We start from the raw sequence: 14,365 nt of genomic DNA on the forward strand, positions 1-14,365 counted from the left end.
AGCGAAATATGTTTTTTTTAATTTCTGCATTAGTTGCTGTTGTTGTTGGAATGGTCGTTGGGATGGTGTCTTCAAAGGGTAAAGCAAATCAACAAAAAATAGAAGCTGATGAATTTAAAACGGGAACTTCAACAGAAGGAACGGGAATACCCATTGTATTTGGTACCGTTAAGATAACCAATCCAATTTATACCTGGATTGGAGATAAAAAAACGTCAGCTATTAGAAAAAAAGGTGGCAAAAAATAATGAAAATAATTGTAACCAGAGACGATATGATTGCAGTAAAACAATGTAGTCGTGGTGGACGGGAGTTTTTTAAACGTCATGGACTCGATTGGAACCAATTTTTGAAAGAAGGAATAGATTCTGAAATTTTAAAATCAACCAATGATGCAATGGCAAATCAAGTTATAGAACATGCGGAGCGTAGAACATGGGCGGAAGTAAGAAAAAGCAAACTGTAGGTTATAAATATTACGCTGGAGTCAGTATGGTTTTATGTCAAGGCACTATAGATAAATTGACTAATATTAGCGTAGCAGACAGGACAGCATGGCGAGGTGCTGTGCAAGATGGACAAATAGCCATAAATAAACAAGGATTATTCGGTGGTGACAAAAGGGAAGGTGGTGTATCAGGTACAGTTGATGTGTATTCAGGTCATCATCAACATAATCGAAATAGTTATTTGGCAAGTAAATTATCAGCTATTGTACCGGCTTATCGTCATGTCGCGGGTCTTGTATTCCGACAATTTTATTGGGGAAATAACCCTTATATGAAAGATATTTCGGCAGTTGTTCAGCGTATACATTATCAAGACTCCAAAAAAACACGACAATGGTATGACAGTAAAGCAGTGATAAAAACTGAAAATGGAAGTGCAAATACAGCTATCCATTTTATATTGGATACTTCAATGAGTATGAGTGGAGGGCGAATCCAAGCACTTAAATCAGCGATGAAACGTGCTATACAAAATCTTTCAACTTCAATCGATTTGATGACATTAAGATTAGATATTCTGATAACCACTTATCAAGGCGGAAATCCACAAACAAAACTAGTTAGAAAAGTTTCTCAAAACGATATTGTAGGTCTTTTATCTTTTATTGATAATTTAAAAATTGTTGGCGGAGAAAATCTTGAAAATGTGTTATCTCATTCTATAAATTTCTTTAAAGACACATTCAATCAAACAATGAATCGATGTTGTATTTTTGTTAGTGATGGTGAATTAGAAAATGCTGACCATATCAAAAATGAAGAAATTCATAATATGATTGATAAAAAAGGTCAATTTAATGAACAAGATGAACATGATGTCAAAATATTTTGTATCAATGTTGATAATACCAATAAATCATTAAGTTCAAAAATTGATAATACGCCAGAAGATGGGATACCAGTAATAAAGGGAACCGATTCGAACATTATTTATGATACCATCATGAATGCAATCAATAATCTCAATGCAGATATGAATCCCGCCCACATACTAAGAGAATTAGTACTTAATCAGCAAAATGGTTTTAATTCGAGCCTAATCAAGAACAGCATTAACGAAGATTCATTTAGACAAGCTGCTGATCTCTTTTATCGAGAAAAACTTGGTCTTTCTTATATATGGAATGATCAAAGTAAGTTTGAAGATTTGAAGAAAAATATTGAAAATACTGCAAACTGTGTTTTATATCAAAATGCTAAAACAAATCAATTTGAAATAAAAGTAATTCGAAATGACTACCATATTGAAAAATTACCTCTTTTTGATAAAACGAATATAGTCAAAATTTCCGATATTAAAAAAAATATCATTACTGAGATGATTAACTCGGTTACCGTCAATTTTATAGACAGAACAAATGACTATAAACAAGGTTCGGTGACTGTTCGGGATGATGCTTTAATTTTGATGGCTGGACGTGAAAATAATACGACTGTTACTTATGATATGGTTTACAATCGTTCATTAGCTTCTAGACTAGCACTTCGTGATTTAGCCGCATTATCTTCAGATTTAGCTTCTGTTTCATTATCCCTTAATTTAGACGGAAGAATGCTTAATCGTGGTGATGTTTTTGTATTGGATATGCCACAGCTAGGGCTAAATAAAGCCGTAATGCGTGTAACTTCACTTGATTACGGTACTCAGAAAAGTAATGAAGTTACCGTTGAATGCATGAGAGATGTGTTTTCATTGCCATCATCGACAGTGGTAAGTAATCAACCCGTCATTATACCCACAACCGATATAAATTTAGCTAAACCAGCTGAACATTACGTTATTATGGAATGTCCCTATTATGAACTGGTTTATAATTACGGGCAAAGAGAAGTTGATTTTATGATTCAAGATGATAAGTCGATCGGTCAAATAGCTGCAACAATTGCATCGCCACCAGAGGGGACTTTTCATAGTGAGTTAGTTACCTCTCTTTCGAATACTTTTGAGAATCCAGAAAATATCATAGATTGTGAAATGAGATTAATAGAGCATGAACTTGATCAAGTTACATCAATTATTACACTCAACTTTAATCCACCAGAACAAGACTATAACTGGATCTTGATTGGAAACGAAATTTTATATGTTCAATCTTTTTCTAACAATCAGCTGACCGTCAAAAGAGGGTGTCTTGACACATTACCAGAAAAACATGAAAAAGGGAGTAAAGTCTATTTTTGTGGGGGACAATTATCATTAAAAAGTGATGAATATTATCAAGGTGATAAAGTTGATTGCCGAATTATTACAAACACTTCTACTGATTCATTAGATCCTTCATTAGCGACAGGTGCAATGATTAATATTCAAGGTCGAGCTGCAAAACCTTATCCTCCTGCAAATGTTACGATAAATAATTTTTATTTTCCCGATAAACTCAGTACCGACCAACTCTACATCAAATGGTCATCGAGAAATCGACTTCAACAAACATCAGGAGAACTTATTGGATGGTATGAAAGCGATATTACACCAGAAAGTGGTGTTAAATATCATGTGACCATCAAACTCAATAAAAGAATAATTGTAGATCAAATTATTGATGTTACTGCATTTGAATTGGATGTTTCTGAATATCTTCAGGGAACGCTAGATATTCAAATATCAAGTATTGTCGATAATATTTATTGTTTTACACCATTTTCTCATTCGATTGAACTTCATAATGACTTAATTTTTAAAATTCATGAAGAACAATCAGCAATTGATAAAAATAATCTACTAGTCAAAATTAAATAGGAAAAATTATGGCAAAAATAGCAATTATATCTAATAGCACCTCTCGACAAGACATCAAGAATGTATTTGAAGGGTTAGGTCACCAAGTTGATTATCTGATAGATGACAATATAACTTATAATCAATTGATGACCTACGATTTAATCGTATCAACAAACCAATATTCGCGTAAAGAGGTAATTAAACAGTGTGTGGATAATGGTATTCCTGCAATTGTAGCTGAAGGAAATTCATCGTCAGTTTCTTTAGGTAAAGATTTAGGTATGTTTGATCAAAATGAACATCAAGTTAGTGATTGGAATTACTTAAGACCATTAAAAATATCTTTAATAACACAAAAGATCCCTAAATTGGGTTGTGCCCCTTATTTGAAGCCAACATGGTGTACGTCTTTTCCTATTTCTTCAATGGCACCTGGGGGTGAAGCACTGTGCGCTATGTATCATGAACGTGATGATTTAATCATTTGTGCACAATTTAAAAAAGGAACGGTCGATAAATATGGGGGAACTTTTGGCGCAAATTGTATTTTTATGTCATTCTTAGATCGTGAATATTTAACAAGAAATGCGATAAAAATGCTCGATAATGCTATCAATTTTTGTTTTCAAAATTATACAACCCTATCGGGGAAAGTGGTGGATGAAACAGATCAACCAATCTCAAGAGAGGTAAAAATATATGATCAGAAAACAGGAGAATTAGTTTCGGAAATAACAAGTAATGAAGACGGTTTATTTTCTGCTGAAGTATTTTATGGACAAAGTTACTATGTCATTGCATTTGATAAAGATAATGGTAAGAAAAATGCAGTAATTATAGATAATATCAAAGTTTGATTAATCATAATAATAACATATCAATATAAGTCTCATAAAATTAACCTATTAGATAATTTTAAATAATACTTAAAACCAAAATTCTAACCTAACCAATTATAACATCTCAATTCGACCATTCATTTTATTACGATATTAAAACGACGTTTAGAATCAAAAATCACTTGTACATGCTAATAAACATATATTTTCAATGAATGGTTAATTGTTTTTATCAATCTTTTAAATTTTATAATTACGTTTTTCAGGAGGTCAACATGGCCAAAATTGTTATATGCAGTGAAGAACTTATAAGAGTGCAATCAATGATAGATGCACTAAATCCATATCATGACATTACTTTTTGTATAGCAAGCTCGACAGATTACAATGAACAGTATTTATCGACATTCGATCTAATTATGGATTATCGAAATGGAACAGAATATACCACATCATTTTGCATTAAAAACTGCTCTAAAAAGGGTATTCCAGTTATAGCGGGTGGAACCAGAAATAGTACGGGCTGTATTATGTCACTGGGAATGACCAAAAAACCTATGTATTATTCAAGTGGAAATTTAAATAGGATAATTAATGTTAGCGACGTATTAACCTGTGATAAAAAAATCGAAACAGGCGCAATTATCAATAGCGGTGACACGTTTATGATAAGAGAAGATTTAAAAATAGAGTATGGAATCGAAATTTTATCAGTGAATCAGATGGTCAATGGGGTTTATGATATTAATACCGCCATATTCCGCCAAGGCAGTTTAAATGTCAATGGTGAAGTTTTTGGTAGCGATTGTGCTTTTATCGGTTTTCCTTTTAGCCGCCCCTTAACGGAAGAAGCAATACAGATTGTCAATGATATTATTAGTTGGCTAGTTAATCGTAAAGATGTTGTCGCACAGGTAAAAGATGAAGAGGGTAACCTTTTATCGCATTGCGAAATTCAGCTTTGTTTAAGAAAAACGGGAGAAGTCATGATGACTTATACCACAGATGAAAATGGTCAAGTGAGTTTAAGAATAAGACCTAATCATGAATATTATGCCGTAGCCTTTGATCAAACAACCGGTAATAAAAATGCCGCTATTATAGATAATATTAAGGTTTGAGCCAAAGAATATAGAGTATTTTTTATAAATCAAATCAATTAAATAATAAATTAGCCTCAACACGAGGCTGTTTTTATCATTAAGCATACATAAAAATTATGATTTAATTATCAAAACTATAAAATAAATTTAAAATACAGCAATAAACTTAACCAAAATTTCAGCCTAACTATAACGTTGTAAAACTGATATTATCATTTATAAAAATACTAATAATCTGTAAACTTAAAAAAATGATTAAATTCACAAGGAGATGGGTAAGAATGAAACATTGTCTATTATTTTTGACGATATTAAGCTGTTTTGGTACTTTCAATTTTGCAAACGCTAATGATAACGAACGTTGCCAAGCATTAGTAAACCTTAAATTTGATGATGCTAAAATTATCAAAACAGAACTTATTGCCGATCGTTTTACGCCGCCGTCTAATTTAGCGGATTCATTGCGCAATGCGGATACAAAAGAAATATCTCATCTTCCTCAAATTTGTCGGGTTGAATTGGTGATTCAACCTAAAATCAATGTTGAAATTTGGTTGCCAACTCAATGGAATCATCGTTTACAAGCCATTGGGGGAGGGGGATATGCTGGTTTTATTCCTTTTGACGAATTAGCTGTGGCAGTTAAAAAAGGGTATGCTACAGTGGGAACTGATACCGGACATAGCGGAAATCTGTTTGAAGGTGATTTTGTATTCAAGAATAATCAGTTACAAGCCGATACGATAGTGGATTTTGCTTATCGTAGTGTTCATGAAATGACAATTAAAACTAAACAAATTATTCAAGCTTATTATGGTGAACCGGCTGACTATTCATATTGGAATGGTTGTTCAACGGGTGGGCGACAAGGATTAATGGAGGCGCAAAGATTTCCCGCTGATTATGACGGTATCTATATTGTGGCACCAGCAATTCAATGGGACAAATTTATCCCTTCTGAATTGTGGCCTCAAGTTGTTATGCAAAAGGAGTTAGGGCATCCGATTGACACTCATAAACTTATAATGTTACGAAAGGCAATAATTCAATTAGCTGATGAACAAGATGGAATTAAAGACGGTATAATCAATGATCCAACAGCATTAGAAATTTCTGATAACTTTTTAAAACAACATAATTTTAATGATGCTGAAATTATAGCATTACGAAAAATTTGGCAAGGTCCGACGAATCAACTTGGAGAATCCTTATGGTTTGGTGTGGAAAAAACCGCACCGCAAGAGGCACTAGCTGGTAGTGAACCATTTCCAATCCCTGTTGATTATCTAAAATATTGGATAGCACAGAATCCAAATCTTGATTGGAAAAACATGGACTACCAAAGCTTTGTCGATTATTTTAATGAATCAGTCGATTTATTCAGACCTATTATGGGAACGGATAACCCAGATTTGAGTCAGTTTAATAAATCTGGTGGAAAAATGATTATTTGGCATGGTTGGGATGATCGTTTAATCCCACCCAAAGGGACGATTCATTATTACAATCACGTTGTAAAATTAATGGGGGGACAGAAACACACGGATGAATTTGTTAAGCTTTATATGGCACCTGGCGTTGATCATTGTAATGGTGGTGATGGTGCAGACCAGATCAATGGTTTTGAATCACTGGTAAATTGGGTCGAAAAACAACAACCGCCAAAAAACCTAACAGCCAAAAAAATAGAGAATGGTAATCTTACTTTACAACGACCATTATGTGCATATCCACAAAAAACAGTTTACAAAGGTGAGGGTAATACCAATAATCCTGCTAATTTTGAATGTCAGTAAATGCCTTAGTAGTTCTAAATAGGTCTGGAAATTGACTTAATGACATAAGTTTAATCTAACAGTTAGCTTTTTCTATAAGCGCTCTGTTAGATTAAATCCCATCTTTTTAAACAATCTTAATCACAATAATGCCCGAATAAAAAGAATTTTATTGATAATAAAATCATTATTAACCCTTATTGATGACCTCCACCTACAGTGTATATTATTTTTATCATCATGATCATTCTTGCCAGTTGTTTTATATTGAATACATCCATCGCAAGGTATGGATTATGAAAAGGGCAATATCGTTAAATAATTGTATCCAAATACCTATTATCTGTTTGGTAAATTCCTCGGATAATAATTTAATTAAACATAATTTATAATATCTAGCGCAAATATTACTTAACGTTTTAAAAATCGACTTTCAAAGCTACTTTTTAGAAGTTTAATTTCATTGACTAAATTATTATTTTTACCTTGATAAGCAATAGACGTTTCATGTCTTACATATCTACCTTTTCTTTGAGCGCCGAGCCAGTTAAATGAACCTATGCAGAGTAGATCATAATCTTTAATCACTAGTTTACTATGGACATTTTTAACAAATTTAGCTTCAATTCCTTTATTTTTAAACTCCGTCATAATATAAGACAATTCATTTTCGATTTCTTTTTGTCTATCTTCATTCTTGTTTGATGTATTGAGCTGATGATCAGTGTAAACAGAAACTTTCACGCCTTTTTTTACAGCTATCTCCATAACATTTAATATATTGGTGATTTCAATAGCCGCTAATCTCACCCACGGTGAGACAATAAGTATCTCTTTTTGGGCATTTTTTATAGAATTTTGAAGAAACGTATCATGTTCTTCTGTTCCTTTAATAATTTGATAATCCCTATTGCTAGATTTGACTAAATCTTCCCTAGCAATATATTCAAAAAACAATTCATTATCTTGATTAGCGAATAAGTATTTGGCTAACGCTCCTCTTGGCGATTTCGAAGAAGGATCCAATATATCCATATCACCAAAGACTAAAAAGCTATCTTTTGCCCGTGAAATTGCCACATTCAACTTGCTCGATTTATCATCAATAAAATTACCATTGGCATGTTTTGAGTAAACCATTGAAAAGATGATGATCTTCCTTTCTGCTCCCTGTAAGGAGTGAATTGTACCGACAGTTAATGAATCCTCTTCATCATCAATGTTGATTCCACATTCTGACTCCTTAATCGCTCTCTTTATTTCAGCAACTTGTGCTCCAAAGGGGGTAACAATGCCAACAATTTTATTTATTGGTTCTTTATACTGATTTTCTAAAATGTCTTTATTCTCGATAAGCCATTTTGCAATAACCGTCGCTTCCAACTTATTGAAACGACTGCCAGTATGGGCCTTTTGACAAATACCATCAATATGCAAATAACCTAATGCCGGAAATTTTGCTTTTTCAGGTGAGCTACCCCGCATTGGTTTGAGTTTTCCTTTATAGACTAATTCGTTACAAAAACCAATGATTTCATCATAACATCGGCGATGCTCATATAAGAACATCCCGGGCTCCATTTCTGGATCATAATGATAATTAGAAGCTTGTTGTGCAATTCTCATCACACTACCGAAGGATGCCGTTTTTCCTAGTTTTTTAAGATGCTCATACTCCTCTTCAATATCTGAACTGCAAATAATTTTAGCCTTTTGCAAATTACCGATATCGACTTTAGGAGGGACTGACCATATAGGATCAGTTTGGAATGTATCGCCAATAATGAGTGCTTTTTTACTTAAAGAAAATGATGCCCCTGCCACCTCGGGTAATACCTGACCAGCCTCATCCACAATAAGTAAATCTGCAAAGTTATATAAGTAATTTTTCTTATATTCTGCTCCTGTGTAGATAAATTTATCAGGTAACATAAAAAATGTGGAAACAATACAGGGCGTTAGCTTCATACGTAAATACCAACGCTTTTTAGTCGGTGCAGCACCATTTTTTCTTTTCCAATTTTCTAGGTCTGGTAGCAGCTCTTCCATATCCATTAACCAACGTCCTTCCCAATAATGGGTTGTCAGTAAGAATACATGAAAGCGAATTTTAATATCTGTAAGCGTATCAACTTGAGTGAATGTTATTTCTTGGTCTTTATCAGTTATACCCAAAGGCTGTAATGCAACATGCCAATCATTCAAAGATTGATTTAACTTTAAAATAAGATGATCTATCTCTTTGAGCGTTTTTTGATTTTTTTGTATTGTTAGTTCGAATGTGTTAAGTTTATTTTCAACAAATTGGGAAATACTATTTATCGTTTGCCATTGTTGTTTTTGTTCGGCCGGCCATATTTTTTTAAGGTAAAGTTTGGCGTTTGATAAGCGTTTTTGAGCTACTGCCGGTATCCATGAAAATAGTGAAAGCCATATGCTTTCATTAGCTAGATATTGCAGCCAAGATGTTTCCACATTTTGCCAAAGACTTTTGGTTGCTCGTTCAGTTTGTAACTGTTGATCATATTTATTTTTTGTATCTGTTAGAGAATCTCCATAAAGCTGCTTTACCTCTTGGCGTAGGTTGGATAAGTTTTGCCATGATTTTTCAATATGTTCTAATTTATCCGCTTCTTTTTTTAATGCTTGGTGGAGTTTATTTACGATGTCTTTGACAGAGCAATCTTTTAAATCTAACTCAGGGAAGGCTTGTAGCGCACAATTTATATAGTGCTGTTTTGCTTTTTCATAGTATTGTTGAGTTTCAATTTGAGTAAAAAAAGATTCGGTTTGATATATTTTTTCAGCTTTCTCTGATTTACTTCGAGAAGGGTAATAGGCACCAAAGCTAGCAATATCAGGTAACCATCTACCTGCAAAAACGCCTTCTCCTATAGAAAAGTCTTTCCCAAACGCATCTATAACGTTAGTAACGGCTTGATTGTTGGTGGAAGCAGCTACGATGACGGGAGGTTCAATTTCATCCAGTGCATGTTGTGCCCATATTGAGGCCACCACAGAAAGTAGCATGGTTGTTTTTCCTGTTCCGGGTGGACCATTCACTGCTAATATTTCACCATTTTCAGTACTTAAAAAATGATTCAATGCATCTCGTTGCGCATCTGCTAAAGGAAATTGATCACCTGAGTGAGCCACTCGTTTTGAAAAAAGACTATTGCCAGCTAAACAAGGTTGTTTCTTCGTTGAATGTTTTGAGGCGAATTTGCTAAAAAGTGGGATGTCATCTGTAGAATCACGTAACTTGTCATATAAAGAAACTATGTGCATAGCTGCATTTTTGATAACATCTTTTTTGATGATATAGCCGTAATTTAATGACTCAAAAGTATTATCACTTTCAAGCCAATCTTTAGCGATGGCTTTAAGCAGTGAATCACAATCTTTTAAATAGGTTTTCCAAGCTACGCTATATTCTTCTTCCGTTAATATACAATTTCCTTGCTCATCTTCCCGATAATTAATACCGGACACAATATTAGAGGTTAAATATAGGTCAAGGTTGTCTACCGAACCTACTGAAAATGAACCCTTTACCAGTGGCTCTAAAATATCACGAGATATAATAGTTTCATTGTTCAAGGGGTATAGTCTGCCATTTCTTGCCAATAATGCATTGGTTGCTACTGGCACAACAAACTCAGGGATATCTTTTTTGGCAAAAGTATGTTCAATTATATTTCGATAAACTTTAGGTCTTAAACTGACCTCAATAGTTTTGCGATCTTCTGGCTCATTTTCAAAAAGTTGTTGAGTGAATTCATTGCTAATTTGACCGTTTTCCAATACCACTGAGTCACATATTAAAAACTTTTCAATGTCTTTGCTATCCAACCCACCTTTTGCGAAAATAGAATCCACTAAAGAATTGCGCCAATAGCCTGCAAAAAATTGAGCATTTTTGTCCATAAATTATCCCTTATTATTTCGCTTCCCTTAAAAAAAAATCTATGATAGTAGATAAACTTTATTATTTATCATAATTAGCAAGTTATCTATTAGGTTAGATATCAATAATTTTTGAAGAATATTCAAATTACTTTTGTAAATATATTCATTTTTATAATTTAGAGCTTCGAGAATTTGTTTTCTGTGACTTAAGCCTCATCATATCCCAAAAGCTTTTCCGTAATTATAAACGTTTTAAGTTATCTGTTTATATAACTATTAGGTTTGTCGTTCGACAACAATCTATATCTTAATTTTTAGAGTTTCTTTACAAAAAAAGATAATAATTATTATTCTATACCGTGTTAAAACTTATATGATATTAACTATCAGATCTAATGTAAAGAGTATAAAACTCGATATCTTTTGGCTTTTTCAGAAGTCGTTTTTGTTTAATGCTATTTGAATTTAGTTGGAATAATTAGGTATATCCGATTGAATAATGAAAAGAGGGGGCTTAATTATACTTTTAGTACCTGTTAATAGTGTGCTAGGGTAAAGTCTTGATATAATTTTATTGAATTTGATATGTTTATATATTTTTATGGATATTGAAACGGAAAACGAGGTACGAATTAAACTTTATAACTTATTATATATAAAAGACAGACACCAATATTGCTTTTGCTAACCGTCTAGTTTTTTGTGATACTTAATTGACTTTCACGGACTTGAATTACCATAATCACTTATTGATGACAAATTAATTGATAGGATAATTTGGAATAAATGAATTGACCGATTTTTTATAAGATTTAATTATTTTTTCTGCTCGTTCAACCAGTTCGTGACGTATATGTTCAGGCTCTAAACAAATACATTGATGACCTAAGCTCAGCAAAATGCCATAACTGTGGTCATCATCAATAAAGTCAAAATTTACAAGATATTGTTGTTCGTTTAATTTCTTAATATCTTTTTCGTCACAAAAATCTAAAATACGTTCCAAAAGCGATTCATCTATTAATAATTTTATTTTAAAAATCTTTTTTTTCATTTCGGTTTGGAATAAAGAAAATGCTTCAGGCGTTGTTTGCCTAATAAATTTAGTGTTAGTTTCTCTAAGGTTTGACATTTTTGACAATTTAAATACACGAAAGTCATTTTTAGTTAGACAAAAAGCTTGTAAATACCATTCTTTTTCCTTAAAAATAAGTTTATATGGCTCAATTAAACGTGTCGCTTGTTTATTCCTAATACTTATATAATCAAACGATAAAAGCAGTTGTTCTTTCAGTGCCAGTCTTATAATAGATATTTTGTTATCAATATTTTGTTTGGAAAACCAAGGAGATAAATCAACAATAAGTTGATTTAAGTTATTTGTCACTTCATCAAGTTCTTGTTCTGATAAAAAACTCTTTATTTTCTCGAGTGTTCTTAAATTTTCACTTTCTTTTAAAACTGGTGAGGATAATAAGTTGAGGCCTTTTAATAAAACAATGACATCTTCTTTAGTGAATAGACCTTTACTAATTTTATAATTTTTTAAAATACTTATTCCACCGGCACTTCCTTGATAGGTAATAATGGGTATACCCGCTCCCTCGATAACTTGGTTATCTCGGTAAATAGTACGCAATGATACATTTAATTTTTCTGCTAATTCTTTACCAGTTATTTTTTCTCTTTGTAGCAATACCATGATAGTAGTAATTATACGATTAATTTTCATGCTTTATGTTTGCAAAATAATTTAGATTGAATTTTAAATATGACATACAGTTGTCAGCAATGCTACATCAAAATAGAGATAACTAAAATTAATTGAACTAATTTTTATCACTAAAAGGAAAGAAAAAATGTTTAAACCTAATAGCGTTATTGTTTATGTCAAAGATGTCGATGCTAGCACAGAGTTTTACACAAAAATACTAGGGCGTCCACCTGTTGAAACTTATCCTGGCTTTGCTGTATTTTTAATGAATAACAATTTTATTTTGGGGCTCCAAGAGGCTAATAAAATAACGCCAAAGGAACCTAATCATTATGGTGGTTTTGAGTTGTCATTTAGTGATGTAACAAAAAATGATGTAGATGCGATTTATTCGACATGGAAGGAACTAAACGTTAAAATTGAACTTGAACCTCAAATGCTTGATTTTGGATACACATTTGTAGGAAATGATCCCGATGGTCATCGACTCCGTGTTTGCGCTACCGATACTTCAAAGTTTGAGTAGAATAATGTCTTAAGAGATTAAAACCATGGGGACTGTATTATGCACTCATTCTTTATGAGGAATTCATTTCATGAAAAAAGTGTGGTTGAGCATGCGAGCATATTGTGGATTTTATTTCGCTTGGGGAAATCTAATTGGGTTTGAGGAGATAATTTGATTTGCAATAAACGTTAATAATATAGTTGTATTTAAACAAATATATTTTTTAAATTTCATTTCAGTACAAGTAAAGTATTAAACAAAATTGAAACCTTTCTGACTTCAATAGGTTGTATTGAATGTGATATTGGAGCGGGAAACGAGGTTCGAACTCGCGACCTCAACCTTGGCAAGGTTGCGCTCTACCAACTGAGCTATTCCCGCATAAGAAAAGTGTAGTAAATGGTGCCCGGGGCGAGACTTGAACTCGCACGGCCAAAAAGGCCGAGGGATTTTAAATCCCTTGTGTCTACCGATTTCACCACCCGGGCTCAAAACTTAGTTACCTAAAGGTAATTGCGTTTCGGATGCTGTGCATTTTACCTGTCTTATCTTTTCAGTCAATAGAAATTTTAGATAAATTGTTTGATTGATTAATGTTTAACTTTATTCTGAATGTAAATTACACCATTGTATTAATAATCAGCAAAATAGGTCGTTTTAAAATGGCATATTGCTTTAATCATTTATGCCTTAAAACGATCATTTGGAAACCTATTGATTATCGAAAAAATCATTTTGTGCAATCCATAAATATTGCACCATTGATATTAACGTTAAAACTGTTGCAATAAATAGTGCGACAAGGCCTGCATATATTACAATATCGCAAGGGCGCCAAAGGAGCCATGTTAGGGCTGTCATTTGGGCGATAGTTTTATACTTGCCTATAGATGAAACCGCAACATTACTCCGTTTTCCAACCTCAGCCATCCATTCTCGCAAAGCAGAGATGATGATTTCACGTGAAATGATAATTATAGCCGCAATGGAAATCCACCATGCTTGATAATATTGAGTGATCAGAATTAAGGCTATTGTGACAATAATTTTATCTGCAACTGGATCTAAAAACGCGCCAAACTTGGTTGTTTGTCCTAAACGTCTAGCTAAATAACCATCAAACACATCGGTTATTGCAGCAATAAGAAAAATTAATGCTGAAAAAAAACCAGACCATTCAGTTGGAAATAAATAAAAAGCCAGCACAAAAAAAGGAATTAAAATAACTCGAAATAACGTTAATATAGTAGGAAGATTAATTTTCATGTGACATAAGCTCTTTTTTG

General features: G+C 32.9%; 10 protein-coding genes and 2 tRNA genes. 7 read left to right on the forward strand and 5 right to left on the reverse strand.

From position 1 onward, the window contains the following. Positions 1 to 8: 8 nt before the first annotated feature. The 6 genes from ACGH46_RS04875 (at position 9) to ACGH46_RS04900 (ending at position 6,969) form a co-directional block, all read left to right on the forward strand. Positions 9 to 248 (forward strand): hypothetical protein, encoded by a 240-nt coding sequence (locus ACGH46_RS04875; protein ID WP_065557716.1) that lies wholly within the window; start codon positions 9 to 11, stop codon positions 246 to 248. Beyond that, on the forward strand, positions 248 to 466 hold the full coding sequence (locus tag ACGH46_RS04880; RefSeq protein ID WP_411589850.1) for a hypothetical protein: 219 nt from the start codon (positions 248 to 250) through the stop codon (positions 464 to 466). The genes ACGH46_RS04875 and ACGH46_RS04880 overlap by 1 nt, the downstream gene beginning before the upstream one ends. After that, the gene (locus ACGH46_RS04885; RefSeq protein WP_411604484.1) at positions 436 to 3,249 is read left to right on the forward strand and encodes a phage tail protein; all 2,814 of its coding nucleotides are present in this window, start codon (positions 436 to 438) and stop codon (positions 3,247 to 3,249) included. The genes ACGH46_RS04880 and ACGH46_RS04885 overlap by 31 nt, the downstream gene beginning before the upstream one ends. A gap of 8 nt (positions 3,250 to 3,257) precedes the next feature. Next, the gene (locus ACGH46_RS04890) at positions 3,258 to 4,088 is read left to right on the forward strand and encodes a carboxypeptidase-like regulatory domain-containing protein (protein WP_411604487.1); all 831 of its coding nucleotides are present in this window, start codon (positions 3,258 to 3,260) and stop codon (positions 4,086 to 4,088) included. 257 nt (positions 4,089 to 4,345) lie between these two features. Next, complete coding sequence (locus ACGH46_RS04895; RefSeq protein ID WP_411589846.1) at positions 4,346 to 5,191, forward strand: hypothetical protein; 846 nt, start codon at positions 4,346 to 4,348, stop codon at positions 5,189 to 5,191. 263 nt (positions 5,192 to 5,454) lie between these two features. Continuing rightward, positions 5,455 to 6,969 carry a tannase/feruloyl esterase family alpha/beta hydrolase gene (locus ACGH46_RS04900; protein WP_411589845.1) on the forward strand — a complete coding sequence of 505 codons (1,515 nt, stop codon included), beginning with the start codon at positions 5,455 to 5,457 and terminating at the stop codon, positions 6,967 to 6,969. Positions 6,970 to 7,359: 390 nt separating this feature from the next. Here ACGH46_RS04900 and ACGH46_RS04905 read toward each other — a convergent pair whose 3' ends face one another. Further along, positions 7,360 to 10,875 carry an AAA domain-containing protein gene (locus ACGH46_RS04905; RefSeq protein WP_411604490.1) on the reverse strand — a complete coding sequence of 1,172 codons (3,516 nt, stop codon included), beginning with the start codon at positions 10,873 to 10,875 and terminating at the stop codon, positions 7,360 to 7,362. Between the two features lie 742 nt (positions 10,876 to 11,617). Next, positions 11,618 to 12,589, reverse strand: a complete 972-nt coding sequence (locus tag ACGH46_RS04910) for a helix-turn-helix transcriptional regulator (protein WP_411604493.1) — start codon at positions 12,587 to 12,589, stop codon at positions 11,618 to 11,620. Positions 12,590 to 12,716: 127 nt separating this feature from the next. Here ACGH46_RS04910 and ACGH46_RS04915 point away from each other — a divergent pair, with 127 nt between their 5' ends. Next, a complete protein-coding gene (locus tag ACGH46_RS04915; RefSeq protein WP_411604496.1) occupies positions 12,717 to 13,097 on the forward strand; it encodes a VOC family protein in 381 nt (126 codons plus the stop codon). 287 nt (positions 13,098 to 13,384) lie between these two features. Here the strand turns inward: ACGH46_RS04915 and ACGH46_RS04920 are convergent. The 3 genes from ACGH46_RS04920 to pgsA all read right to left on the reverse strand — a co-directional run bounded on the left by ACGH46_RS04920 (position 13,385) and on the right by pgsA (position 14,345). Beyond that, positions 13,385 to 13,460: transfer RNA gene (locus ACGH46_RS04920), tRNA-Gly, on the reverse strand. 19 nt (positions 13,461 to 13,479) lie between these two features. After that, positions 13,480 to 13,567, reverse strand: a tRNA-Leu gene (locus tag ACGH46_RS04925). 223 nt (positions 13,568 to 13,790) lie between these two features. Continuing rightward, the gene (gene pgsA / locus ACGH46_RS04930) at positions 13,791 to 14,345 is read right to left on the reverse strand and encodes a CDP-diacylglycerol--glycerol-3-phosphate 3-phosphatidyltransferase (RefSeq protein ID WP_267350991.1); all 555 of its coding nucleotides are present in this window, start codon (positions 14,343 to 14,345) and stop codon (positions 13,791 to 13,793) included. Positions 14,346 to 14,365: the final 20 nt, after the last annotated feature.

Source organism: Gilliamella sp. CG22, assembly GCF_046635725.1.
Classification (GTDB): domain Bacteria; phylum Pseudomonadota; class Gammaproteobacteria; order Enterobacterales; family Orbaceae; genus Gilliamella; species Gilliamella apicola_I.

Coding starts and splice junctions, on each gene's coding strand:
- ACGH46_RS04895 (WP_411589846.1), top strand. CDS start 4,346: ATGGCCAAAATTGTTATATGCAGTGAAGAACTTATAAGAGTGCAATCA.
- ACGH46_RS04905 (WP_411604490.1), bottom strand. CDS start 10,875: ATGGACAAAAATGCTCAATTTTTTGCAGGCTATTGGCGCAATTCTTTA.
- ACGH46_RS04890 (WP_411604487.1), top strand. CDS start 3,258: ATGGCAAAAATAGCAATTATATCTAATAGCACCTCTCGACAAGACATC.
- ACGH46_RS04910 (WP_411604493.1), bottom strand. CDS start 12,589: ATGAAAATTAATCGTATAATTACTACTATCATGGTATTGCTACAAAGA.
- ACGH46_RS04915 (WP_411604496.1), top strand. CDS start 12,717: ATGTTTAAACCTAATAGCGTTATTGTTTATGTCAAAGATGTCGATGCT.
- ACGH46_RS04900 (WP_411589845.1), top strand. CDS start 5,455: ATGAAACATTGTCTATTATTTTTGACGATATTAAGCTGTTTTGGTACT.
- ACGH46_RS04875 (WP_065557716.1), top strand. CDS start 9: ATGTTTTTTTTAATTTCTGCATTAGTTGCTGTTGTTGTTGGAATGGTC.
- pgsA (WP_267350991.1), bottom strand. CDS start 14,345: ATGAAAATTAATCTTCCTACTATATTAACGTTATTTCGAGTTATTTTA.
- ACGH46_RS04885 (WP_411604484.1), top strand. CDS start 436: ATGGGCGGAAGTAAGAAAAAGCAAACTGTAGGTTATAAATATTACGCT.
- ACGH46_RS04880 (WP_411589850.1), top strand. CDS start 248: ATGAAAATAATTGTAACCAGAGACGATATGATTGCAGTAAAACAATGT.